The organism is Granulicella aggregans (genome assembly GCF_025685565.1).
Taxonomy (GTDB): domain Bacteria; phylum Acidobacteriota; class Terriglobia; order Terriglobales; family Acidobacteriaceae; genus Edaphobacter; species Edaphobacter aggregans_B.
Window position 1 is genome coordinate 182,635 of sequence record NZ_JAGSYE010000003.1, and the last position, 25,144, is coordinate 207,778.

15 protein-coding genes are annotated in these 25,144 nt (G+C 58.3%); 8 read left to right on the forward strand and 7 right to left on the reverse strand.

What is annotated here, in order from left to right; genetic code table 11:
• Nucleotides 1–69: 69 nt before the first annotated feature.
• Nucleotides 70–8,043: a protease pro-enzyme activation domain-containing protein gene (locus tag OHL18_RS16140; RefSeq protein WP_263375907.1), complete on the reverse strand. Its 7,974-nt coding sequence runs from the start codon at nucleotides 8,041–8,043 to the stop codon at nucleotides 70–72.
• Between the two features lie 1,301 nt (nucleotides 8,044–9,344).
• Here OHL18_RS16140 and OHL18_RS16145 point away from each other — a divergent pair.
• Nucleotides 9,345–9,836 (forward strand): DUF1440 domain-containing protein, encoded by a 492-nt coding sequence (locus OHL18_RS16145; protein ID WP_263375908.1) that lies wholly within the window; start codon nucleotides 9,345–9,347, stop codon nucleotides 9,834–9,836.
• A 30-nt stretch (nucleotides 9,837–9,866) separates the two neighbouring features.
• Here the strand turns inward: OHL18_RS16145 and OHL18_RS16150 are convergent, their stop codons facing one another.
• From OHL18_RS16150 to OHL18_RS16160, 3 genes are all read right to left on the reverse strand, one after another.
• Entirely contained in the window at nucleotides 9,867–10,379 is a 513-nt protein-coding gene (locus tag OHL18_RS16150) for a DinB family protein (RefSeq protein ID WP_263375909.1), read from the reverse strand.
• 148 nt (nucleotides 10,380–10,527) lie between these two features.
• Nucleotides 10,528–11,538: a family 43 glycosylhydrolase gene (locus OHL18_RS16155; protein ID WP_263375910.1), complete on the reverse strand. Its 1,011-nt coding sequence runs from the start codon at nucleotides 11,536–11,538 to the stop codon at nucleotides 10,528–10,530.
• Nucleotides 11,539–11,961: 423 nt separating this feature from the next.
• Complete coding sequence (locus tag OHL18_RS16160) at nucleotides 11,962–13,389, reverse strand: pentapeptide repeat-containing protein (protein ID WP_263375911.1); 1,428 nt, start codon at nucleotides 13,387–13,389, stop codon at nucleotides 11,962–11,964.
• 290 nt (nucleotides 13,390–13,679) lie between these two features.
• On the opposite strand from OHL18_RS16160, the gene OHL18_RS16165 reads away from it, so the two are divergent.
• The 6 genes from OHL18_RS16165 (at nucleotide 13,680) to OHL18_RS16190 (ending at nucleotide 19,538) form a co-directional block, all read left to right on the forward strand.
• Nucleotides 13,680–14,153: an REP-associated tyrosine transposase gene (locus tag OHL18_RS16165; protein ID WP_263375912.1), complete on the forward strand. Its 474-nt coding sequence runs from the start codon at nucleotides 13,680–13,682 to the stop codon at nucleotides 14,151–14,153.
• 27 nt (nucleotides 14,154–14,180) lie between these two features.
• On the forward strand, nucleotides 14,181–15,836 hold the full coding sequence (locus OHL18_RS16170; protein WP_263375913.1) for an alpha-L-fucosidase: 1,656 nt from the start codon (nucleotides 14,181–14,183) through the stop codon (nucleotides 15,834–15,836).
• Between the two features lie 80 nt (nucleotides 15,837–15,916).
• Complete coding sequence (gene lexA, locus OHL18_RS16175; protein ID WP_263375914.1) at nucleotides 15,917–16,525, forward strand: transcriptional repressor LexA; 609 nt, start codon at nucleotides 15,917–15,919, stop codon at nucleotides 16,523–16,525.
• A 124-nt stretch (nucleotides 16,526–16,649) separates the two neighbouring features.
• Nucleotides 16,650–17,852, forward strand: a complete 1,203-nt coding sequence (locus OHL18_RS16180; protein ID WP_263375915.1) for an efflux RND transporter periplasmic adaptor subunit — start codon at nucleotides 16,650–16,652, stop codon at nucleotides 17,850–17,852.
• Nucleotides 17,853–17,881: 29 nt separating this feature from the next.
• Nucleotides 17,882–18,817 carry a DUF4097 family beta strand repeat-containing protein gene (locus tag OHL18_RS16185; RefSeq protein ID WP_263375916.1) on the forward strand — a complete coding sequence of 312 codons (936 nt, stop codon included), beginning with the start codon at nucleotides 17,882–17,884 and terminating at the stop codon, nucleotides 18,815–18,817.
• 25 nt (nucleotides 18,818–18,842) lie between these two features.
• On the forward strand, nucleotides 18,843–19,538 hold the full coding sequence (locus OHL18_RS16190; protein ID WP_263375917.1) for an HAD family hydrolase: 696 nt from the start codon (nucleotides 18,843–18,845) through the stop codon (nucleotides 19,536–19,538).
• Nucleotides 19,539–19,544: 6 nt separating this feature from the next.
• Here the strand turns inward: OHL18_RS16190 and OHL18_RS16195 are convergent, their stop codons facing one another.
• Genes OHL18_RS16195 through OHL18_RS16205 form a run of 3 tightly spaced genes read right to left on the reverse strand, consistent with a single transcriptional unit; the run spans nucleotide 19,545 to nucleotide 23,001 of the window.
• Entirely contained in the window at nucleotides 19,545–21,203 is a 1,659-nt protein-coding gene (locus tag OHL18_RS16195; RefSeq protein WP_263375918.1) for a M20/M25/M40 family metallo-hydrolase, read from the reverse strand.
• Between the two features lie 48 nt (nucleotides 21,204–21,251).
• The gene (locus OHL18_RS16200) at nucleotides 21,252–22,397 is read right to left on the reverse strand and encodes a glycoside hydrolase family 5 protein (protein ID WP_263375919.1); all 1,146 of its coding nucleotides are present in this window, start codon (nucleotides 22,395–22,397) and stop codon (nucleotides 21,252–21,254) included.
• Between the two features lie 22 nt (nucleotides 22,398–22,419).
• Nucleotides 22,420–23,001, reverse strand: a complete 582-nt coding sequence (locus tag OHL18_RS16205; protein ID WP_263375920.1) for a histidine phosphatase family protein — start codon at nucleotides 22,999–23,001, stop codon at nucleotides 22,420–22,422.
• Nucleotides 23,002–23,043: 42 nt separating this feature from the next.
• Here OHL18_RS16205 and uvrB point away from each other — a divergent pair, with 42 nt between their 5' ends.
• Nucleotides 23,044–25,032 (forward strand): excinuclease ABC subunit UvrB, encoded by a 1,989-nt coding sequence (uvrB, locus tag OHL18_RS16210; protein ID WP_263375921.1) that lies wholly within the window; start codon nucleotides 23,044–23,046, stop codon nucleotides 25,030–25,032.
• Nucleotides 25,033–25,144: the final 112 nt, after the last annotated feature.

Sequence of the window (25,144 nt, forward strand, 5' to 3'; positions counted from 1 at the left end):
TGGGCAAAACAAGGGCGATCAACAACAGTTACTGTTCTGACTGCCCCGGGACTTCATTCAGTCGTTGCCTTACTGCACGATGGTGAAGTTGACCGTGTTGGAGGTGGAGGCCGCATACTGTGCGCTACCCAGGTAGGTAACGATCATTGTGTGCGGTCCCAGCGTTGTGTTGGGCATGGTTCCATGTGAGCTGTAGTTGCCGTTCGCATCAAGTGACACAGTTGCCCAGTTCGCACCATCTTCCTGATAAAGCACTTTTCCGCAGGCCGAGTTGCAACTCACATGAACAGAGACGCTCCCAGGGGCAGATGCCGGAAACGAGGCCGTATTGATCGTCGCGGTCGTGGTCGTTGCCGGAGGCAGGATGGTGAAGCTGACCGTGTTGGAGGTAGAGGCCGCATACTGAGCGTTCCCGAGGTAGGTAACGGTCATCGTATGCTGCCCTGGCGTTGCGTTCGGCAAGCTGCCATGGGAACTGTAGTTGCCGTTCGCATCCAGTGTGACCGTCGCCCAGTTCACACCATCTTCCTGATAAAGCACTTTTCCGCAGGCTGAGTTGCAGCTCACATGGACAGAGACACTTCCAGGAGACGATGCCGGGAACGAGGCCGTATTGATGGTCGCGGTTGTGGTCGTTGCCACCGTCGGTACGTACAGGGTGAAGCTGCTGGTTGCGCTCTGGGCACCCGAAGTCCCGCTGACCGTGATCGAGTACAGTCCGGGAACTACGTTGCTCGCAGCACTGAGTGTCACGGCGCTGGAGTATGTCGTTGGGTTAGGGGAGATCGATGCCGTCACCCCGCTTGGTAACCCCGTGAGGGCGAGCTGTACCGGGGCAGTGAGGCCATACGGAGCATTGATATACAGATAGTCGGTCGTAGAGCTGCCTTGGTTGAGACTTACCGGTGTGCCCCCAGTGATGCTGAAGGTGGGCGCATAGATACCCAATTGCAACGTCGTTGTTGCAGTCTGTGTCCCGGACGTTCCTGTGATCGTCAGAGTGCTCTGGGCCAGAGCTGCTGTGCTCGATGCGGTAAGCGTCAGAAGACTTTGGCTCGTCGTCGGATTCGCAGAAAAGGCGGCTGTCACGCCGGCAGGTAGCCCCGACACGCTCAACTGCACCTGGCCTGTAAACCCATACAGATTGTTGATCGTGATATAGCTCCCGGCCGATGTTCCTTGCGCGATATTCAAGGAATACTGTGTATTTGACAGCGTGAATGTCGGTACGTAGACACCGACAGTGAATGTCGTCGAAGCGGTTTGTGTGCCGGATACACCTAGGAGCGTCACGGTGTACTGCCCAAGACTCGCGGCGCTTGATGCCGTCAGGGTGAGGACACTTACGCCCGTCGCTGGATTCGGAGATATGGCTGCAGTCACGCCGCTAGGTAGACCGGATACCGTGAGTTGAACAGCTCCCGTAAATCCATTCTGTTGGTTGATGTAAACCTCGACTGTGCTGGATGTGCCTTGACCGATACTGGCCCCGCCGTAAACGTTCAACGTGAAGGTGGGGCTGACAACCAAGATGGACGCGGGCACGGACACAACCAACGAACCAGATTTTCCGGTGACGGTATAGCTGTACTGACCCGGCTGAACCGTACTGGCCACAGCTAAAGCAAGACTCGTCCCGCTCGTCGACGTTACGGGTGAAAACGTACCAGTCACTCCTGCGGGAAGGCCCGAAACAGAATACTGAACGCTGCCTGTAAATCCGAACGCAGGATTCTCATAGATGGATTGCTGCCCCGTTGTTCCCGCCCCGATCTGTCCCCCGCCGTACGCTGTAAGAGTGAAAGATGGTGTGCCCACCGTAAAGGTCAGTTGTGTGGTCGCGCTCAAGGCACCTGAAGTACCCTTCACTATCGCCGAGTACTGGCCAACCGGCGTTGTGCTTGACGCAGTCAAGCTCAAGGTACTGCTATTCGTCGCCGGATTTGGCGAAAAGGCTGCCGTTACGCCGCTCGGCAAGCCGGAGATGGAGAAACTGACGCTCCCCGCAAATCCGGCCTGGCTCTGCACATAGACATAGGTCGTAACGGTGTTGCCCTGCCCCACAAGTGGAGAGTCGTAGTTCACGAGCGAAAAGCTCGGTGGCAGCACCGTGAGCATCACAGGTACCGTGTTGACCTGCGTACCCGATATGCCCACCAAATTCAAGCTATATTGCCCCGGCTGCACGGCGGTCGTTGTACTCAGCGTCATATTTGTACTACTCGTCGAGGAGGACGGGGAGAACGACGCGGTCACACCTGCCGGTAGTCCGGTCACAGAAAACTGGACCGCTCCGCTAAAGCCATAGGTGGGAGATACGGAGATATATTCACTCGAGGAGTATCCCGCGCCGACGGAGATGTTGTAGCCGTAAAGAGTAAAAGATGGCACCCCTGCATCGACCTGGATCTGCGAGGTCGCCGTCTGTCCTCCTCCAGTGCCTGTCACGGTAAAAAGGTACTGCCCGGCGACAAGCGTCTTCGCGGCAGTCACAGTCATGACCGTGCTGCCTAATCCGGGATTCGGCGAGAAGGCAACCGTCATCCCGCTTGGCACGCCCGATGCGGCGAATTGCACAGGTTGCGTAAATCCATTGTTCGTTGATACATAAATCGTCGCGCTGGTGGATGATCCGATACCGAGAGAGATGCCTGAACTCGAAAGGGTGAAGGTTGGTGCCGCAACGGTAAGAGGCACAACGACCGTTGATGTGGTTGTCCCGGAGACGCCGGTGACTGTGACGTTGGACTCACCCGGGATTGCAGACGTCGCAGCCGTAAACGTGAGCGTGCTCTGAGTCGTTGCAGAGCTAGGGGAGAAGGTCGCAGTGACCCCAGCCGGCAGCCCTGAAGCGCTAAGACGGACCGCGCTGCTGAAGCCATACATCGATGAGATCCCGACAGAGACCTGGCTGCTCGATCCAGGAGTTAGAGTTGCCGTCTGATAGGTCGAGAGGTTGAATGTTGGGGCGTAGATCGAAAGGTTCAGTGGGATCGACACGATTTGTGTGCCGTAAGTACCGACAAGCGTTGCGTTATATTGCCCTAGGGGAGCTGTGCTGTTGGCCGTCAAAGTCAGCGTGCTGTTGCTGTTCGTGGGAGTTGGCAGGAAGGAGGCGCTGATCCCGCTGGGAAGTCCCGTCACCGAAAGCTGGACGCTTCCGGTAAATCCATTAACAGGGCTGACTTGAACATTGGTTTGCGCTGACGCCCCTTGACCCAAGGAAACTGTGCCGTAGCTGCTAAGTGTGAACGACGGCGCGGCAACCGTGATGTTCAGCAGACTTGACGCTGTCAGCTTGCCAGAAGTACCGGTAACGACCGCGTTATACTGTCCAACGCTTGCGGACGCCGATGCCGTCAACGTAATGGTGGCGCTTGAAGTGGTTGGGTTCGGCGAGACTGCTGCAGTGACACCACTTGGTAGCCCAGAGACGGCGAGAGTGACGCCACCAGAAAATCCGTTCTGTCCCTGGACATAGACCGAAACCGGGGCCGATGTCCCCAGCCCCAACGATGTGCTTCCGGCTACGAGGTTGAACGCCGGCGAAGATACTGTAAGCGGAAACTGGGTCGATGCGGTCACCGAGCCGGACGTTCCCGTGATCGTAACCACGCTGCCAGCTAGCGCCGCAGTGCTGCTGGCCGTCATGGTCAACGTGGATCCGGTCTGCGTGGCGGCCGGTGAAAACGACGCCGTAACGCCGGCTGGAAGTCCGCTGGCCGACAGATTGACTGTCCCAGTGAAGCCAGAGACAGGCGTAATGTAAATCGCAGAAGTTACGCTCTGCCCCTGGCCAACCGTGTCACTGGATGGCCCTGAGATCAAGAACGACTTTGGCTGGATCTGGATCTGAAAGTCTGTTGTCGTTGTCGTACTTCCCAGAGTTCCGATAATCGTCAGATTTGTATTCGCCGTTGCCGCAGTGCTTGCAGCGATTAGCGTCAGCACGCTTGTGGTGCTCGTTGAAGCCGGAGAGAACGTTGCGGTCACACCTGCGGGCAATCCGGAGATGCTAAGCGCGACATTACCCGCTGGAGCCGGCGTGGACCATAGCACCGAGACGGTGCTGGTAAACGTCGTTCCCGGCGCGAACTGTGCCACTCCATTATCCGCCTGGAGAGAAAAAGTGCCCGGAGCGATCGTGAGTAAGAACGTGCTCGTTGTCTTCAGCGATCCCGAAACACCCGTGACCGTCACCGTCGAAACCCCGAGCGCAGCCGTGCCGCTCGCCGTCAGATTTAGCTGGGAGCTCCCGGTTACCACGTCCGGAGCGAAAGAACCGGTCACACCAGCCGGTAGCCCGCTCACCGAGAGGGTTGCGCTGCCTGTAAAGCCAAATAGACGGGTCACAGAAACGTAGTCGCTGGCCGTGCCTCCCGGACTGATGGACACACCTCCAGTGCTCAGCGTGAAAGTCGGAACCCCAACCTGCAGCGGAAAAGATGTCGTCGCGGTCGTTGAGCCCGAAGTTCCTGTGACGGTGACCGAACTCGTTCCTACCGTCGCCGTGCTGGTCGCCGTAAACGTCAGTGTGCTCGACCCGCCAGTAACCAGCGCAGGCGAAAAACTCGCCGTGACGCCGCTTGGCAGACCCGAGACTGTCAAATGAGCCGTGCCGAGAAACCCATTCACTGGGCTCATGATGATGGTGGTGGTCGCCGACGATCCTTGTCCCACCTGCGCCTGGCCATAGTTCGAAAGCGTGAAGCTCGGCGCTCCCACCGTCAGTGCAAACGTGGTCGAAGCCGCCTTTGCGTTCGTCGCCGTACCGTTAACTGTGACGGTATAGTTCCCAGGTTTGGCTGTACTGTCGGCGACCAGGTTCACGACTGCATAACCAGTCGTCGGGTTGGGGGAGATGGACGCGGTCACTCCGCCTGGAAGCCCCGCGAGAGAGAGCGTCACACCACCGGTTAGTCCGGAGCCTGGATAGATGTACACCGATTCCTGGGCAGAACTCCCCACACCTAAAGCGACTGATTCAGAGGCAGACAAGGTGAAACTTCCCAAACCTACCGTCAATGGGATCGACGTCGTCGCAGACTGCGTTCCCGAGCTTCCTGTGACTGTTAAGGTGCTATTCCCCAACGCCGTAGCTGTGCTTGCAGTCAAGGTGATGGAAGCAGCGCCCGTAGTCGGATTTGGCGAGATCGCCGCATTAATTCCGCTCGGAAGTCCGGCGACTGCAAGGTTGACGCTCCCCGTAAATCCATACAAAGCATTCACGAAGAGAGGTATTGTCGTTGAGTTGCCCGGAGCCATGCTTACAGGTCCGTTGCTGCTAAAGGTGAACGTCGGCACGAAGACCTGCAGCGTCATGCTCGCCGTCGCCTTCAGAGAACCGGAGGTACCTGTCACTGTCACCGCGTTCATGCCGGTTGCTGCCGTGCTGCTCGCTGTCAGCGTCAGTGTGCTGTTCCCGGGAGTCGGATTCGGAGTCAGCGATGCCGTCACCCCGCTCGGCAGCCCGGCGATCGCAAGGTTGACTGCACCCGTAAATCCATACATCGGATTCACATAGACAGGAACCGTCGTCGTCGTTCCTGTCCCAATCTGCACGGTGCCCAATTGCGTCAGCGTGAAGCTAGGAGCGACGACGTTGACCTTGAACGTCGTCGTCGCCGAAAGACTGCCGGACTGCCCCGTCACCGTCACCGTGCTGGTTCCCAGAGGTGTCGTGCTGCTTGGGGTAAAAGTCAGATAAGAGCCCGATGTGGTCGGATTCGTCCCGAAGGTCGCAGACATACCGCTGGGCAGGCCCGCGACCGACAGAGTCACAGCTCCTTGAAAACCGTAGTAATTTTCTACGTAGATGATATTGCTCGCCGAAGTCCCAACTCCGAGCGTCACATCTCCATTGTTTGCGAGCTTGAATGTAGGCTTCACCACCGTGATCGGAACGATCGTTGTCGCCGTCAACTGCCCGGATTGACCCGTGATGGTGACGTTGCTGGTGGCCGCCACCGCAGCGCTGGTGGCTTGAAGCGTCAAGAGTGCCGTTCCACTCGTCGGGTTGGTCCCGAACGTCGCTGTGACCCCGGCAGGAAGTCCAGAAGCCGTAAGGGCCACACTGCCTGTAAATCCAAACAGCGGTGTCACAATCACGCTTGCTGTCGTTGGGCTTCCTGCAAGGACCGCCAAATTATCCGGCGAAGCAGATAGAGAAAACGCAGGCGGATGAACTGCGAGGGTAATCTGCGTCGTCTCGCTGATACTGCCGGAGGTTCCCGTGATGGTCAGCGTCGTCGTCGTGTTGGCGGCCGTGCTCGCCGCCGTTAGTGTCAGAACACTGCTTCCGGTCGTTGGATTGGTTCCCCAGGCCGCTGTCACTCCGGTGGGCAATGCGGACGTCACAGCGAGCTGCACTTTGCCCGTAAATCCTCCAGCATCCACAACGCTGATCGACGTAGACCCATTTCCTCCCGGATTCACCTGGATCGTGGAAGACGACGCTGAGAGCCAGAACCCGAGAGTCTGCGGACCGGCGAGATCGTTAATCAGATTCTGGCCTGTGGGGCTGCCCCATCCCGTCACCAGGTCATAGCCCGTCCCAGCATTGAACCAGGTTGGCTGTCCGTCAGTAAGGTTATCGCCAGTAACGATATCGTGAAAGTCGTTTACGTATCGCGTCCCGCTGCCAATCGCATAGAGCGCAGGATTCAAGAAGCCGATGCCGCCCGCAGGCGCGGTCCCCATCTCCGCAGCCTGCTGATTGATCAGAGCGGTGAACGCCGCCCACCGTGGTGCGGCGAAACTCGTACCGGCATTGTCTCCCGCGCAGACGCCCTCTTCGCAGTTGTAATTGTCGAAGTCGCCCTCCATAGCGACATCGGGAGCATTGCGGAATGTTGTCGAGCCCCCGTTTGCTGCCGTCACCACGCCCGTCTGCCAGCTTGGAATCGCAATATCGTCAGGGCTGATGCCACCGCCGCTGCCATAGGGAGGGCCGTTCCAGGACGTCTCTGCCTGCCACGGTCCGCCCGCACCCACCGTCGTCAGGTGGGTTCCGCCTACCGTCGTCACGTTCGCGTCTTCCGCTGGGTAGACCCATGGCGCAAGCTCAGTGTCCCACGCGCCATAGTCACCCGAAGCCACAAAGAAGCTTTGTCCCTGTGCCGCAAACTCCTTGAAGAAGACGTCATCGGTGCCGGGATCATCCGGATACCAGCCCCACGAGCAACTCAGGGACTTCGCGATGTTCTCCGACGCCATCGAGTTGAGAATGTCAGCGTCTTCTGAGCCGATGTACACCCGGACTTGGCTTAGCCCCGGGGCCATTCCAATCGCCTGCACGATGTCCAGTACCTGCTCTCCGTCACTTCCATTCGAGAGACCGGTCGCACCATCCAGCAGCACATTGTTGATAGGGACCGTGTAGCTTGTGCCCACGCTGCTGAAGGTTTGCTTCACATCGTTCAGGTCATAGCCGCCAAACTCCAGCAGGCCTACTGCCTGTCCCGCGCCGGTCAACTGCGTACCGCCGTAATACGCCGTACGCATATCGCCTGCCAGGTACGCCCCATTCGGCCCCGAGCCGGTTACGTCGGCCGCCATCCGACCATCCGCCGCTCGATGCATCATCGGCTTAGGCACGGAAAAATTGTTCAATCCGCTGATATGGGCCACCCGCACACTCAGGGCAAGCGAAGGCTCACGGTCCGGCGAGAAGAAAACGCGGTTTTCCGTAGGGTGCTGGTACAAGTTCATCCGCACATGCAGGGCGGCATTGATCGCCGCAACCGTGCCTTTGAGTGGAACAACCATGCGATTCGCCGGCGTGCCGGTTACCTCGAGGCCATTGGCCTTAGCAAAAGCGACCACCGTCGCGTAGTCAGCAGCCGTCGGAGCAAACTTCTCGGTAAAATCCGCTACGCTAAGAAATTTCCGGTAGTCGGCGCTCGATGGATCGTACAAACGCTGCAGCAATGCATCAAGGTCTGCTTCATTCCGCAGTGGCAGAATAATGGAGAAGTTCAACTTCCCATCGTCCGGCATCGAGCCAGCCAACTGCGCCTTCCCCTGCGAGACCGCAGGACGCACATGGCCACTGAGCCGCTGTAGGGAGCTCTCTGCACGCGCCGCGAATACGGCAAAAACCGTCAGAATCGCACACCCGATAAATCGCCTGGTCCGACCACCGCAAACGCACTGGAGGCAAGCACAAAGAAAAACACAGAAGGGGCGCACACAACTCCGAAGGTCACCCAAGGCAATAGGCTCCAGTGGTTCTAGTTTTATGGGGGAAGGGTGAGGATTAAGATTACTCGCAGGTTACCAGTTACATCGAGCGGGTTATTCTCTGGTCTATTGCGAAATAGGTTTACTCTTTGCAAGCAAAGAGTAACACAGGAATTTCCTGTCTACGCGAAGCTCCCTTGCACCCAAACGACGGCTTCGCGGGGACAGTGCTGTTTCGCTTCGTTCTCTGAATGGAAGTGCTGCGCAATCGATTGGCTTGCGTAAGAAGGGGTAGAAAGACGTGATGAAGATACCGAGGGCTAAGACGATCACTTTCGACGACGACATGCAACTCCGATCAGGGAGAGGCCTGCTATAGCCATTCCAGCATGATCTGAAAGCGAATTGAGACGTTTACGGAGGTCACGCGGCAGCCGTAGTCTCCGATAACGCCGTTTCACGGGAGGAAGGTGTGCTTCCTCAGCCAAAGCGAAATCAGGATTGCCATCGCGCCGACGAATACTGTGAAGAAAATCACCACCCTGCCAGCGAGTTTGCAGGCTGGCGCAAAATAGTAAACGTTCGGTCGATCCGGATTGTATTGAACCGATACGTAGCGATGCTTATGTGGTGTTTGAACGCCGCGCCCATATATGTCGCGGACAGAGGAAAGGTAGGTTTGACCCGCAACTTCATAACTCAGAACCGTGTAACGGGCCAAGCGGCGATCTCTAATCGTTCCATTCGGGATGGAGAGATGGGACTCCACCCTCGCCTTTACGCTCGGCCATTGCTCTCTCCCCGTCTGCCTAGCAAGATACGATTCCAGCCAATCCAGCATTCATGCCTTTCGACAAGTCACCACCGGATTCTACGTCTTTACTCGAAAGTCGGTGTTTTCGGAAACTTCCATTCAACCGAACACTCCATCCCGAACCTATCAACCCACCTACACCAGCACCTCAAGCCCGTGCTTCTCCACCACAAGCAAAAGCTTCAGAGGCACTCCACTCGGCTTCTTCGCTCCCGTCTCTCACTTCTCAATCGTCGACTCACTCGTTTTCAGATAGTGCACAAAGACCAGCTGGCTCTCGCAAATCAGCATCCATGTACTCTACGAATATGTCCGGCCACACGGCATGCAGCTGAAGGAACCCGAAAACATGCCCCTCTTCGCCACAACTCCACTCGCCACCCGCCGCTACCTCCCTGGCATCCTCGCCGGCTCCATCGGCGGCTTCATCTCCGGCTTCGTAAAGCTCGGCTGGGAGGTGCCCTGGCCTCCTCGCGCCCCCGATCGCATCCCCGAGCCCCAGGTCCTCGTCTCTCTCTTCACCCACCACCCCACCCCCACCTGGGTCTCGCTCGTCATCCACTTCGCCTTCAGCGTTCTCATGGGCGCAGCCTATGGCCTCCTCGCTGAGATCCTCCCCATCGTCACCGTCGGCATGGGCGTCGCCTTCGGCCTGGCCATCCAGATCGGGGCCCACGAACTCATCATGCCGTGGATGGGCCTCACCCCAGCCACTTGGCTCCTCCCCGCCAGCGAGCAGGGCTCGGAGTTCCTCGGCCACATCCTCTGGGGATTCACGATCGCCATCTTCTACGAAGACCTCCGCCGACGCTTCATCCGGCCCCGAGACCTTCCCCGATAGTCGCTTCCTCGATGTACCCCGAAACAACGCTCACATACCGTCAGCAGAAGGCCCAAAGGTCCCAGGCACCGGCTCGTTCAGCAGCCGCAGGTACACAGTCAGCTGGCCACGGTGATGGATCATATGGTTCAGCACATTATTGCGGTAGGCCATATAGCGTGTGCCGATAAATACCGGTTCGCCCTTCCTGCGCAGCGTCCACGTCTCATCGAAAGCAGCATCTGGAGTGCTCTTCATGGCAGCCATGGCTTCTGCAGCCAGCTCATCGAAGTCGGCCAGAAGCTTGTCCTTTGTCTCCATACGAAGGATCTTGCGCGGGTCGGACGGGGTCTGCATATCGATGCCCGGCAAGGTCAGAATCAGCGCGGCGAAGCCCGCAAATTCCGCCGTGTGGCCAGCCAGCCGATGAAGTAGCATGGATTTCTCATGCGGCCTGTAATCGTTACGACCGTCCGGCACCGCTTCGATCACACGGCGCGTCTTTGCCAGTTCCTGCTCCAACTCAGGAAGCAGGCGGGCACTCAGCAGATAAGTATCAGTCATGTTGAACTCCCAGGGTAAGACACAGCATACGCGTTGCGAGCACCGCAAAAGATCCCACCCTCAAATTCGTGCTGAGGGTGGTACCTGCCACTCGAGAGCACTTTCGATGGGAGCCTATCGTTCGACCTCCGCATCCCGATCACTAAGGCTACGGTGTCGGCGGCACTACATTTGAGCGAAGGGACGTCTCGCCTTTCCTCACGTTCAAGCTCCAAGGCTGAGGAGGCGGCAAATGCATGGAGCGGCTCCCCATCTCGAGCGGCATCCAGAGATAGCGCGAGTCCCACAGCGCATGAGGTCGCCACAAATCGCCCATGAAGATCACCATTGTCCCCTTCGAGCCTGCGACCTTGAGCAGCATGGCCGACTGCGAGTCGTAGTTGTTGACCTCCTGCGCCGCTAAATTTGAGAATTCCGTCCACGGTCCGGCCAGAGTGGACGCGGTCGCGTACACGTTGGGATTAGGTCGCCAGCCGGTCATGTGGGAACCCACCACATAATAGAAGCCGCCGTAATGTACCAAGGCACCCCCCTCGAGTGGAGCGGCAATGAAAGCAGTCTTCTCTACATTCATCAAGTCGTCGGTCAACTTGGCAACGAAGAAACCTTTCGTTGGACGGCTCTCGAAGATCAGGTATGCCGATCCGTCATCGTCGACAAACTGTCCAATATCGCGGCTCTCTTCACCAAGCGGCCTGAAGCTCTTCACATACTTGTACTGGCCGTCGATCCGGTCACTGACCGCGACCATCACACGAGCTAATTTGTAGGGCGCGTCGTCAAGATGCGCATACATCACAAATTTGGCTCCCTTTCGTCCGACGAACACCTTGGGCCTCTCAAGCACCCAATGAGGTCCCAGACGTTCCGGATCAGCGAGTACCAGCACTTGGCCACGGGATTCCCAGTGAACAAGATCGCGTGAAGAGTAGCAGGCTACGTAGCGCTTATCAGGATCGTTGCTGGGAGTCCGGTCCTCGCCAAACCAGTAGTAAACGTCCTTATACAAAGTGACTCCGCCCCCGTGCGCCTGAATGCGTTGACCATGGCTGTCGAGCCACGGGTCGCCGGGGCGAATTACATCCTGTCCCACGCACAATGTAGAACTCGCCAGACTCAACACGCCAGCGACCAGCCACCGCTCAAATTGCCTTTTCAAGTTCGAGTCTCCTTATTGACCTGAGCCTTGACCCTCCATCCGTGGAGCAGCCCGTTCCATTCTCGCCCCTTTTCGGCCTATGATGTTCCCCCTCTTCGATCGGCCAGGGAGAAGCACTCTGCCATGCCCGCCTCTGGAGGTGCAGCGCCATCATATCCCTTTTATTTTCCATCAGTTAAACCGAAGACTCCAATCGCCCAGCTAGGGCGATCGTGAAAATTCAATCTTTTGCGTGAATTGGCGGCAAAACTTCAAGCTTATGGGGTCTGGTCGGTTCAACCTTATGCGGTATGCGAACCGGTAGCCTGCTCAAAAACAACGCGGGGCGCTTCAGCCTTATGCGTAAACCCACATCAAACGTAAAATTGGTGCACTCGGTGCACTCATTGCCGAGCCTGATCTGGATTTCAACCCCTTACGTTCTTATCGCTTGATCAAGTGATCGAGTTGTTTCAAGATGCCAGGCAGATGTTCACCCAAGACTGAGGTCGCTTCGTTCAAGGAAATCCTTACCAATTGCTCTTGAAAGCTTTTCAGTAAGTTTGATACGAAGCCTGGGGATTTATCTTTTCGTGCTAAGTCATCTTCAAGGCGTTGAATAGTATCATTTACCTCGATAGATGATTGGTTTTGGCGGGGAAGGTCTGCTACGAATGCTCTGATTTCGCCAATTAGAGAGCTCAATGCACTCGCATCGGATCCACTCTCGAACACGGTTTCAACTGTCGCATTGTCAAACGCAATAGCCACAGCAGTTGCGGGCCCCAGAACTTGAACGGTATTGGTAGTCTTGCTCAGGATTCTAGGAAAGACTTCATCCAATAGCAGGCTTTTCTCTATCCGAAGTCTCTCATTCTCCCTCAGACTTTCGCGAAGTTCTACTTGAGCCTCTCGCAACCTCTCCGCATAGATGCGGAGTTGTGAAAGAGCGTTGTCGTCCACTTCTTCGACTCTAATAGTTATCAATACGCCGCCGTTCGTTTCGGTGATCGACGCCAATCGTAATCTGCAATCAGGATTGATCTTTGAGGGTTCGTGAAGGAGAGCTGGAAATGTATTAATCTCTAAGGCAGTTATTCCTTCCGAATAGAAGAGCTCAATAACTGGCTGATTCCCATAGAGCTTTTCAAATTCTCCAATAGCGAAATTTGAAGCGGTCTTGGCCTCTTCGTCCCAGAAAACGGCCTCGCACTTTATTCCTTTGATTGACCACCCAGCACGCTGAGTCTCCCAAAGGCGAGCCTTAGTGATGTCCGCACCATCTAAAACCGCAAGATGAAATATCGCGAGATTGAAATTCGTGTTTTTTGCGACAACATTGCGAAAGCTAGCCCGTCTCAAGATGGCTTGGGTGAAGTCCGCGGAGGAAAGATTGGCTTGATCTAACCGAGCGGAACTCAGCTCTGCACCCGCCGCTATGACATTGGTGAGAATTGAACCTTCGAAGGTCGCCCCTTTCAACTCAGCTCTTGTTAGATCACATTTTTCAAGATGACAGTTTGCGAAATTCGCTGAATTTGCTTTCGCGGTCCGAAGATTTGCATTAGTCAGATCTGCACGCTTGAGGACAGCACCACCCAGCATCGCCCCCCGGCAGTCCATGCTCTTGCATTTTGCATCTGTCATTGAAGCCCCGCCCAGGAACGCTCCCATGAAGTCTGTGTGGTAAAGAAATGCCCGATCAAGATGGGCTTTGGACAGCTGGGCTCCTTGCAGATTGAAACCGCTCAAAAACTTGCCCACCAGTTGAGCTTTCCTCAGATCCGGAACGATACTTGGGTTATCAGAACGCCACTGATTCCAAACCTTCTTACCTTTGGAGAGTTTTTCTAGGTGAATCGTATTTGCCATCAGATGGGCATCTTCACGGAACTATGTTTTGACCGGTTATACCATTTAGCAAAGGGTGATTGGCGCCACTCCTTCATTCCGGGCTTCGCTCTCGATACGCTTGCGGAGAGATCGTCAGGCGCAACTCGATCGCGACCATTTCCTCAAGCCCACCAGCTCCTCACCGAGCGCCGCCCCACCTGCCACGAGCAGGCAGAGACTGTCTTGCTTAAGGGCACGGCTTCAGACAAACCTTATTCGCAGAACCTTAAGAAATCTCTGCGAACACCGATCCGCATTGCGATACGCTGTTGCCACTCATCATGGCGATCCCGACGCGCACCGCCCGACTCGGCACCTTTTTCATCACCACAGCGACCTACAATCGCCGCCGCCTCTTCCAGGTCGAATCCAACGCCCTGCTCGTGATCGACACCCTCCAGCACTACCGCCGCGAAGGCAACTACAAACTCCACGCCTTCGTCGTTATGCCTGACCACATCCATCTCCTGCTCACTCCCGAAACCGTCACCCTCGAACGCGCCATCGGCCTCATCAAAGGAGGCTTCTCCCGCCGCCTCGCCTCAAATCTTCCCGTCTGGCAGCGCAGCTTCACCGACCACCGCATCCGCGACGCAGAAGAGTTCACAATCCGCCGCAACTACATTCACGAGAACCCCGTCCGCGCACATCTGTCCGAGGCCGCCGAAGCCGATCCCCACTCGTCTGCGTCCCTTTCCTTATTTAGCAAACCCACCACGTTCGACACGCTCCTACTGCTCTGAAACAATAGACGCTGCGCCCACAAACCTATGAATCGTCGCCAAGTCCTCATCCACTCCGCCCAGTTGGGCCTCGGTCTCGCCGCCCGTCAAGCACTCGGCCAGGCAGGCGAACACGCAGCCGCTCCCCGAGCTCTTCCCTCCCCCGACCAGATCGCCTGGCAGGACCTCGAAGTCGGCATGTTCGCGCACTTCGCCCCCAACACCTGGCAGGACAAGGAGTCCGACGACCTCTCCACGCCCCTGTCCGCCATTAATCCAGCGAAGCTCGATACCGACCAGTGGGCACGCACCGCCCTCGCTCTCGGCGCGAAGTACATCGTCTTCGTCGCCAAACATCAAGGCGGATTCTGCACCTGGCAGACCCAGACCACCGAATACAGCATCCGCAACACCCCCTGGCGCGGCGGCAAGGGCGATGTCGTCGCCGACGTCGCCGCCTCCTGCCGCAAGTTCGGCCTCAAGCTCGGCGTCTACGTCTGCCCCCGCGACGACCACTTCGGTGCCAAGACCGGCGGCATCTGCGCCACACCCGAACTCCAGCAGCGGTACAACACCATGTACCGCCAGCAACTCACCGAGGTCCTCTCACGCTACGGCGAGATGGTCGAAGTCTGGTTCGACGGATCGACCGCTGCCCCCGTCTCCGACATCCTCGCCAAGTACCAGCCACACGCCATGGTCTTCCAGGGCCCGGCGGCGACGATCCGCTGGGTGGGCAACGAAGACGGCATCGCCCCCAACCCTTGCTGGAACGGCATCAGCCGCGCCGACGCCCGCACCGGCACCGCCACCTCTCTCAACAGCGACCCCGACGGCGACACCTGGATGCCCAACGAGGTCGACGTCTCCATCCGCCGTCCCGACTGGTTCTGGAGCACGAAGAACGAAAACAAAGTCCTCACCGTCGATCAGCTCCTCACGATCTACTACTGCTCTGTAGGCCGGGGCTGCCAGCTTCTCCTCAACATCCCCGCCAACCGCGATGGCCTTCTCGCCCAGCCGGACTGCGACGCCGCAGCCGCCTTCGGGACACAGCTTCAGCAAAGATTCAAGAAGCCCATCGCAGCAACTTCAGGCAGCAGCGACGAGATTCTGCTGCGTCTTCCCGTCCCCACAAAGATCGACACCGTGATCCTCCAGGAGGACACCTCCAGGGGAGAACGCGTCCGCGAGTATCGCATCGAAGGGCGAATCGGCGGGGTCTGGCGCGAACTAGGCACCGGAACCTCGATAGGCCACAAGCGCATTCAGCCCGTCGAACCAACTACGGTCGATGCTCTTCGCATGGTTGCGACCGTCCACCAGGGAACTCCTTACCTACGCACCTTCGCCGTATTCAACGTCGGAGTCGCTCCGCCTACAGGCTGGGACACCAAACCGCAGGTCTGGGCGGCCGATCTCGTGGGTTCATGGAGCGAAGGCAAATTCTCCCTCGATCTGACCTCAAAGATCGACAGCGCCAAGCAGTACCGGCTCCGCTTCGTTCCTACGTCGGGCGAAGTCAAGGCTCTACGGACGGTCGTCCTGACCCTTCACGGAATCCCTCAGCCCAACCTGGTCAAGCCGGTCGCCGGAAGACGCGACGAACTCACCCTCGACATCACCGAAGTCGGCGGCACCGTCCAGATCGCGGGCGCCGTTGAAGGAGCAGCCGCCGGCCAGATCCTGCTTCAGAAGCTGTAGCGAAGTTCCCAAGAGGGTTCGCCGCAGATATTTTTTCGCACAGCCTTGCGCTTCGCCTTTTATTCGCTACAATTGGTGGCATGGCAATCACACGTCGGCAAAAAGAGGTCATCGACTTTCTTTCCAGCTTTACCCATAAGAACGGCTACTCTCCGTCTTACGAAGAGATCGCCGCCGGCCTCGGGCTGAGCAGCCTGGCCACCGTACACAAGCACGTAACCAACCTTCAGAGTAAGGGGCTCCTTCAGCGCGCCCACAACCGCAGCCGCTCAATCGACGTGATTCCCGTGCGTCCGCCCAAGAAGACGGCCTCCGACCGCCTACCCCTAATGGGCCGAATCGCCGCCGGCCAACCGGTTGAGGCCGTTGAATCGGCAGAGAGCATCTCTCTGAGCGACATCATCGGAACCCGCGAGGTCTTTGCGCTCGAAGTTCGCGGCGACTCCATGCGCGATGAGCATATCGTCTCCGGAGACTACGTCCTGGTCGAACGCACGAAGTCCGCGCGCGAGGGAGAGATCGTCGTCGCCCTGATCGACGGCGCGGAGGCCACGCTCAAACGCTTCTATCGCGAAGGTGCCAACATCCGTCTTCAGCCATCGAACGCCGAGATGGCACCCATCTACGCGCCCGCCGCAAGCGTCGCCATCCAAGGCCGAGTCCTCGGCATGCTCCGCAAATACTCCTGAGCAACTTGCCTCGTCTTTCACTACGCCCTAACCTCTAAACCCTATTCCCTGTTTTTTCACGGAACCATCCTCCGCGCGTCTACGTAACAGCATGTGAAACGCAAAGACTCGGAGGATCTCGTTCATGGCACAACGCAAACGCAGGAACATCTGGCTCTGGGGCGGACTAGGCGGCTTTGTTCTCCTCATCGTCCTCGGTGTAACCCTGGTCGCGAAGGGCAAGAAGACAACCTTCGAGCCTTCGCAGCTTGCCAAGGCGGAGTCTGGTGACATCGCCCGCTCGGTCGTCGCAACCGGCAAGGTTCAGCCTATTACCAAGGTTGAAGTCAAGTCGAAGGCCAGCGGCATCGTCACCAAGCTCTTCGTCGACATCAACGCTCGCGTCACCAAGGGACAGGTCCTCGCCCAGCTCGATCAACAGGAGATCCTCGACCAGGTCGCAGCACAAAAGGCGACGCTGGCCGCCTCCCAATCCAATCTTCGCGCCACCTCCGCCGCCATCGACTACGACAAGGTCAACGCCGAAGCCCCCGACCTGCCCATGTACAAGCACACCTACGAGCGCGCGCTTGAGATGTCAAAGGACGGCGTCGTCTCGAAGCAGTCGCTCGATGACGCGCAACAGAAGTATCTCGCTGCCGTCAACGTGCGCGACAAGGCCGTCTCGCAGATCTCCGTGGATACCTCGAAGATGCACCAGGCGCAGGCGCAGGTCGAGCAGGCCCAGGCCTCGCTCAAGCAGCTTGAAGACCAGCTCAGCTACACCACGATCGTCTCTCCCATGGATGGCATCATCCTCTCCCGCGACGTCGAGGTGGGCGATGCGGTCAGCTCGATCCTCGTCCTGGGTTCCACTGCAACGCTGGTCATGACTATCGGCGACACCCACCAGGTCTACGTGCAGGGCAAGGTCGACGAGGGCGGCATCGGGCAGGTCTACATGGGCCAGCCCGCGCGCATCAAGGTCGAATCCTTCAAGGACAAGACCTTCCAGGGTAAGGTCACGCGCATCGCGCCCCTCGGTGTGGAGAAAGACAACGTGACGACCTTCGAGGTCCGTGTCTCGATCGACAACCCCGGCGGCGAGCTCAAGGCCAACATGACCGCGAACGCCGAGATCATTCTCGACGAGCATAAAAACATTCTCACCGTCCCCGAGCAGGCCGTCCTCTACGACAAAGATCGCAACGCCAGCGTTGAAGTGCCGGATCCTGCCCAGAAGGGCGGCAAGCGAAAGATCGACATCAAGGCTGGCATCTCAAACGGCACCAAGACCGAAGTCCTTGCCGGCCTGAAGATCGGCGATACCGTGATCCTGCAGCAGTAGGCTGACTGACCTTCAACAAGGAGCCGCACGTGAACTTTAAAAATATCGCTCTTATCTTCGCAATCGGACTCGGATTCGCAGGTGCGACATCGACCGCATTCGCCGCGGAAGGCACCTTTGCCAGAACGCTCAACGTAAGCGGCGCGCCCGCCATTATGGTCTCGACCGGCTCAGGATACATCCACGTCAGCACCGGCTCGCAGTCGGAGGTCCGCATCAACGCCAAGGTAAAGTCTCAACACGGATGGGGCTTCAATGGCAGCAAAGGCTCCGACGAAGATCGCGTCCGCGACATTACGTCGAACCCTCCCATCGTGCAGAACGGCAGCACCATCACCATCGGCGAAACGCACGGCGACTCAAACCGCTTCCGCAACATCGAGATCGACTACGACATCAGCCTTCCGGCCTCGACGACCCTGAAGGTCAGCAGCGGCTCCGGCGATCTCGACGTCTCAAACGTCGCTTCCGTGCTATCGGCGGATACGGGTTCGGGCGACATCCGCCTCAATAATGTTGGGCCCACGCCCCATGTTGTCACCGGCTCCGGGACGATCCGCGCTAACGGAATCCACGGAGCCGCAAATCTCGAAACAGGTTCGGGCGATATCGAATTCCACCAGCAGCTTGCAGGCGATGTGAAGGCCGGCACCGGCTCAGGTTCGGTCCATCTCTACGGCGTAAATGGCGGCGTTCGTGTGCGAACAGGATCAGGCGATGTGGAGATCGATGGCAACCCATCGACCGATTGGAAACTTGATACCGGTTCCGGTTCCATTAGCCTAAAACTACCCTCCGAAGCCCACTACACCCTCAACGCCGATACAGGATCCGGCTCAGTTCGCGTTGACGCACCCATTACGATGCAGGGCACCCTCAACAAGCAGCACATCGTCGGAACCATCCACGGCGGAGGGCCAACCATTCGCGTCAGCACCGGCTCGGGAGACATCTCGGTCCACTAGCACTCCATCTGCTACCTTCAATTGAGTGCCTTCCTCATCTCCACAGCTACTCGTATTCGACCTCGATGGCACGCTCATCGACTCCCGCGTTGACCTCTGCAACTCGGTCAACGCGATGCTCAAGCATCTCGGCAAGCCGGAGCTTCCACAACAGGTCATCGCAAGCTATATCGGGGACGGCGCATCGATGCTGGTGCGCCGTGCTCTCGGCGACCCCGAAGGCGATTCGACCGACGAGCAATATGTAACCGCAGCGCTTACATACTTTCTCGACTTCTACCGGGTGCATAAGCTCGACTTCACCTACGTCTACCCCGGAGTCGTCGAGGCACTCGAAGCCATCCGCGCCGTTCATCCGCAGTTGCCCATGGCAGTCCTGACCAACAAGCCCGTTCATCCGTCACGCGAGATCTGCGCTCACTTCGGGCTGGACCGCTTCTTCTTCCAGAACTACGGCGGCAACAGCTTCCACACCAAGAAGCCCGATCCACATGGTCTGCTGACCCTCATCGAAGAAGCTTCTGCCCTCACCGGCCAGCGCATCGAGCCAGCGCAGACCATCATGGTCGGCGACTCCGACATCGATATCCTCACGGCACGCAACTGCGGAGCCCGCTCCATTGGCTGCACCTTCGGCCTCGCGCCGCACACTCTTGAAGCCGCTTCACCGACGCACATCGCGCACTCGCCCAGAGACTGGCCTTTGCTGGTCATCCTCTAACGAAAGCTACTTCGCCCCCTCGAAGCGCTTGAAGAAGCTCGAGTCGAGGTAGTGCTGCGTCGCCGGATCATTCGCAACCGTCCGCGCAAGATCGGCGAGATAACTGTTGAACTGCGCCGCAGCCACATAATCGACCGGCTGAGTCAGGTCGTCGTCGGTCGAGTGATATCGCTGCGCCAGCCAAGCTCTCCACGCCTTGTACTCAGGCGATCCCATCGTCCATCCAAACTTGAACGCCAGCGCCGGAACTCCCGCCTGCACGAAGCTGTATTGATCGGTGCGGATGAAGGAGTTGCGGTCCGGCTCGGGATCGACCGCAATCTCAATTCCATGGATCGCCCCCACAGCCTTAGCATCATCAGCCAGCGTCGACTGCTCCAGCCCCTGCACATGCAGCTTTTTCAGCGGAAAGATCGGCATGAACATGTCGAGATTCAGATCGGCGGCAATCTCGTTCTCTGGCACTGTCGGATGCCCCGCGAAGTAACGCGACCCGAGCAATCCCTTCTCTTCCGCAGTGAAGATCACAAACAGCATCGATCGCTTCGGCCTCACCGGATTCGCCGCGAAACTCTTTGCGACCTCCAGCACCGTAGCAACGCCTGAAGCATCGTCCATCGCTCCGGCATAGATCGTCTTACCGTTGATCGGTGCGCCTACACCAAGGTGGTCCAGGTGCGCGGAGACCAGAACATACTCCTCCGCCAGCTTCGGGTCTGATCCCTTCAGCTTGGCGACGATATTCGGCGACTCTACCTGCGCCGTCTCCGTTGTCACCATCGCCGTCAGACTCTTTCCCAGCGCAAATCGCGGCAGCGGCTTCTGCGCATCGGCAAGCGCAAGCACCTCCGCAAACGTATGTCCCGTTCCGGCAAACAGCTTCTCCGCTTCAGCCGGATTGAAGGTCGCCGCAAAGAGTTCTCCATCAATGTCCTCAAGCGCAGGATGTCTGGCCGCGAGCGCCTTCGCATCCGGGTAGGCAGCGAGCCGCATCCCCGGCTGCGAGGCTCCGCTCGCTACGCGCGCCCAGCCGAAGTCCATCGACTTCGGTGTCGGTATCGAGATCGCTCCAACCGCGCCCGCATCCTTCAACGCCCTGCGAAACGGAGAAGTCCGAGCAAACGACTTCAGCGGCCCTGGCAAGTCCGCCGGGCCTCCATTTACGTAGACCACAATCTTTCCCTTGAGCTCCGACATCGGAAGCTCCGCCGAATTGAAGTCGTCGTACTTCGCCTCCGGCAGATGCAGCCCATATCCGATAAAGACCAGCGGCGCGTTGATCGTCTTCGGCTGTGGCGACCGTGTGCCCAGGATCGCGTCCTCACCCAACACCAGCGGTTCGGTCTTCCCATTGACCGTAAGCGCAAGGGAAGACTTCTCCGCGATCACCCGCTGCACATCAAACTTCACCGGCTGATAGAAGCTGCCGTTCTTGCCCGCAGGCTCCAACCCATCAGACTTGAACTGGCCGACGACATAAGCGGCTGCACGCATATACTCTGCGCTGCCCGTCTGTCGGCCCTGCATCGAGTCATCAGCAAGCGTCTGCACATGCTTCCACCACGCGCGGCCAGCGGGGGCGTCATTGTTTGGGGTCTGAGCGATCAACGCTCCCGACCCGACCACCACTGCTAGAAGAAAGCTGAAACTCCGGTGAAGGTTCACTCAGACGCTCCTGGAATGATCGATACAAGCTCTTCATCAATTCGCGAGTTACTGCCCGTGCAGTCCAAGCGCGTCAGCGACACCCTTATCAACCGTGGTCTTTCCGTTGGCCTTGGTCACGATCGCGAAGCCACCCTGGTAGTCCCACATAGACCAGCCAATGTGATGCGCCTCGAACGCAACTCGCATATCGTGCAACCACGCGTCCCGCGCCGCCGGATCGGAGTACGTCCTGTACACGCCAAACTCGCCACACCACACAGGAACATGGTGCTTCGCTCCCCACTCCGCCATGGTGGCAATCTCTTCGTCGACCTTCTTTGAGTCCCAGTGCTGCTTGCCGTACCAGGCAAGGTCCTTCTTGCCCTGCTCCGTCGATTCAAGACCGAGCAACGGCGCAACGTTCTCCTCAGTCGAAGGATACGGCACCTTGCGCAGCGGCTTCAGAGACTCACCCACCCAGTTCGCGCCCTGGTGGGTGAAAGTCATCGGATCGTAGTCATGGAAGCTATAGATCACGTTGTCGTCGCGAACAGGCTCCAGCAGCTTCAACCCCTCGACACCGCCCCACTTCGCTCCGGTTGCGATGATGGTGTGCCTCGACGCGATGGTCCGGATGGCCGGGATAACGCTCGCCTGGATACCTGCCCAGCGGTAGGCATCGTCGAAGTGCGGCTCGTTGAGCACTTCGAAGTAGACCTTGCTCGGATCGGTGCCGGCGTAGTGCGATGCAAAGGTCTTCCAGAACGTGAGGAGATTGGCAACGGACGCATCGCCTTTGCCGAGCGCGTCCATGAACGGCATCTCGGGGTGAATATCGAGGATGACGATGAGCCCCGTCGCGGTAATGTCGGCGACCGTCTTATCGAGCCGCGCAATCGCTTCGGGGTCCAGCGCATCGGGCTTGCCTCCGGCCATCAGGGGTTCGGGATTGATGCTGAGCCGGGCGTGATCGAAGCCCAGCGACTTCACCAGTCGGAAGTCGTCCGCTGTCGTGTACTCCTCCAGGTGCTTGGCAGAGTAGTCCCAATCCTGCGCATACCACATGCTCAGGTTGATGCCGCGCTTCAGATGCGCTGCCCGGAAGAATGCAATTCCACTGCCTGAACCGGAGCCCAGACTCTGCGCCTCAATGCAACTGGCTCCGGTCATCACTATCAGCGCGCAAACCAGCACTCCCAGAAACTTCTTCATCAGGCCCATCCTCGCAATGCTCTTACTCTTCGAACTCGCGATTCCAGCTCTTGATCACATGTGTCTCGCGTTCAAATCCCAGCACGCTCAACGATCCCGTCCCTAGAGCCAGCAAACTTCCGCCGGTCGCCGGAAGACCAATCCACCGGGCCGCCAGAATCCGCAGAATATGCGCGTGCGCGAAAAGCGCAACCTGCCCATCAGCGCCAGCCGCGGCCAACGACCGCGCAATCACACCATCCGCACGCTCGCCCACATGCTCCACCGGTTCGCCATCGACAATCTCGTCCTTCCACACCGACCAGTTGGGATGATCGACGCGGATCTCCTTCGTCGTCTTGCCCTCAAAGATGCCGTAGTCCCACTCGCGCAGGCCTTCGTCGATCACAGCAACGTCGCCGTATCCGGCGATCTTGCACGTCTCTCGCGCCCGCTGCATCGGGCTGGTAAACACAGCGGCAAACTTCTTTCCCTTCAGGTACGCCTTCAGCTCCTCCGCCCGCACCCGCCCATGGTCGGTCAGGGAGATATCCGTGCGGCTGGTGTGCGCTCCACTCAGACTCCACTCCGTTTCACCGTGTCGAATCAACCAAACCTCAGCCATCAGACTCTCCCATTTCTTCGCTTATTCTTCTATCCTGTAAGGATGGACTTCCAGCTCACAACATCGTACAAGCCCCAGGGAGATCAGCCCCGCGCCATCGCCGAACTCGTCTCCGGAATCAACGCCGGCGAGAAGGACCAGGTGCTGCTCGGCGTCACCGGCTCCGGCAAGACCTTTACGATGGCCAAGATTATTGAAGAGCTACAACGCCCGGCCCTCATTCTTGCACATAACAAGACCCTCGCCGCGCAGCTTTACCACGAATTCAAAACCTTTTTCCCGAACAACGCGGTCGAGTACTTCGTCTCCTACTACGACTACTACCAGCCCGAGGCCTACATTCCCTCCGGCGACCTCTTCATCGAAAAAGAAGCCACCATCAACGAGGAGCTCGACAAGCTCCGCCTCTCCGCCACGCGCTCGCTCTTCGAACGCCGCGACGCCATCATCGTCAGCTCGGTCTCCTGCATCTACGGCCTAGGCTCGCCAGAGGCCTACTACGGCATGTTGCTGCTGCTCGAAAAAGGCCAGAAGATCAAGCGCGAAGACATCACCCGCCGTCTCGTCGAGATCCTCTACGACCGCAACGACGTCGACTTCCGCCGCGGTACCTTCCGCGTCCGCGGCGACATCATCGAGGTCTACCCCACCTACGACGAGAACGCATATCGCATCGAGCTCTTCGGCGACGAGATCGACTCCCTCTCGCAGATCGACCCACTCTTCGGCACGGTAAAGCAGAAGTACTCTCGCCTGCCCATCTATCCCAAGTCCCACTATGTAGTCCAGCCCGAACGTAAGAAGGCCGCCTCCGACTCCATCCTCGCCGAGCTCTTCGAGTGGGAGGCGCAGCTTGAAAAAGAAGGCCGCCTCGTCGAGTCGCAGCGCATCCACCAGCGCACCCGCTTCGACCTCGAGATGATCAAGTCCGTCGGCTACTGCCACGGCATCGAGAACTACTCGCGTCACTTCTCCGGCCGTCTGCCGGGAGAGCCACCGCCGACCCTGCTCGACTATTTTCCGAGGGACTTCCTGCTGTTTATAGACGAGTCCCACGTCACCGTCCCGCAGCTTCACGGCATGTGGCACGGCGACCGCAGCCGCAAGCAGAACCTCGTAGACTACGGCTTCCGTCTGCCCAGCGCCATGGATAACCGCCCGCTCAAGTTTGAAGAGTTCGAGGGCCGCACCGGACAGATCATCTATGTCTCGGCCACGCCCGGCCCCTACGAACTCACCAAGGCCGCAGGCGTAGTCGTGGAACAGATCATCCGTCCGACCGGCCTGGTCGACCCACCGGTCGAAATTCGCCCGGTCAAAGGACAGATCGATGACCTGCTCGCAGAGATTCGCGACCGCGTCAGCAAAGATCAGCGCGTCCTTGTCACCACTCTTACCAAGCGCATGTCTGAGGACTTAGCCAACTACTACACCGAAGTCGGCGTGCGCTGCCGCTACATGCACTCAGAGATCGAGACCCTAGAGCGCATCAAACTCCTACGCGATCTTCGCAAGGGCGAGTACGACGTTCTCATCGGCATCAACCTTCTCCGCGAAGGCCTTGACCTTCCCGAAGTCTCGCTGGTGGCTATTCTAGACGCCGACAAAGAAGGCTTCCTTCGCTCGCAAGGCTCACTCATCCAAACCATCGGTCGCGCCGCCCGCCACCTCGAAGGCCGCGCCATCCTCTACGCCGACAAGATGACCGACTCCATGCAGCGCGCCATCAACGAGACCGACCGCCGCCGCGAAAAGCAGGTCGCCTACAACGAGGAGAACGGCATCACGCCGATGTCTGTCATCCGCCCACTGGAGATGGGCCTCGCCGGCATCCTCAAAGCCGACTACGCCGACCTCACCGACGAAGCCGAAGGCATGCCTGACTTCGCTACCCAGCAGGAGCTCGATACTTACATCGGAAAGCTTGAATCAGACATGCGCGAAGCCGCCAAGAAGTTCGAGTTCGAAAAGGCCGCGAAGCTCCGCGATACGGTTAAGGAGCTACGCACGAAAGAATTCCTGTTTTCTTAATTGCAGGCCAGCTCTCATGCCGCATGAGTCATCACCGCAACTTTTTCCACGATTTCGCGTTGATTTCATTGACAGATCTGGCACCGGAAGGATGGTGACCAGATCAGATTGA

Coding starts and splice junctions, on each gene's coding strand:
- uvrB (WP_263375921.1), top strand. CDS start 23,044: ATGGACTTCCAGCTCACAACATCGTACAAGCCCCAGGGAGATCAGCCC.
- OHL18_RS16200 (WP_263375919.1), bottom strand. CDS start 22,397: ATGAAGAAGTTTCTGGGAGTGCTGGTTTGCGCGCTGATAGTGATGACC.
- OHL18_RS16180 (WP_263375915.1), top strand. CDS start 16,650: ATGGCACAACGCAAACGCAGGAACATCTGGCTCTGGGGCGGACTAGGC.
- lexA (WP_263375914.1), top strand. CDS start 15,917: ATGGCAATCACACGTCGGCAAAAAGAGGTCATCGACTTTCTTTCCAGC.
- OHL18_RS16145 (WP_263375908.1), top strand. CDS start 9,345: ATGCCCCTCTTCGCCACAACTCCACTCGCCACCCGCCGCTACCTCCCT.
- OHL18_RS16150 (WP_263375909.1), bottom strand. CDS start 10,379: ATGACTGATACTTATCTGCTGAGTGCCCGCCTGCTTCCTGAGTTGGAG.
- OHL18_RS16170 (WP_263375913.1), top strand. CDS start 14,181: ATGAATCGTCGCCAAGTCCTCATCCACTCCGCCCAGTTGGGCCTCGGT.
- OHL18_RS16205 (WP_263375920.1), bottom strand. CDS start 23,001: ATGGCTGAGGTTTGGTTGATTCGACACGGTGAAACGGAGTGGAGTCTG.
- OHL18_RS16160 (WP_263375911.1), bottom strand. CDS start 13,389: ATGGCAAATACGATTCACCTAGAAAAACTCTCCAAAGGTAAGAAGGTT.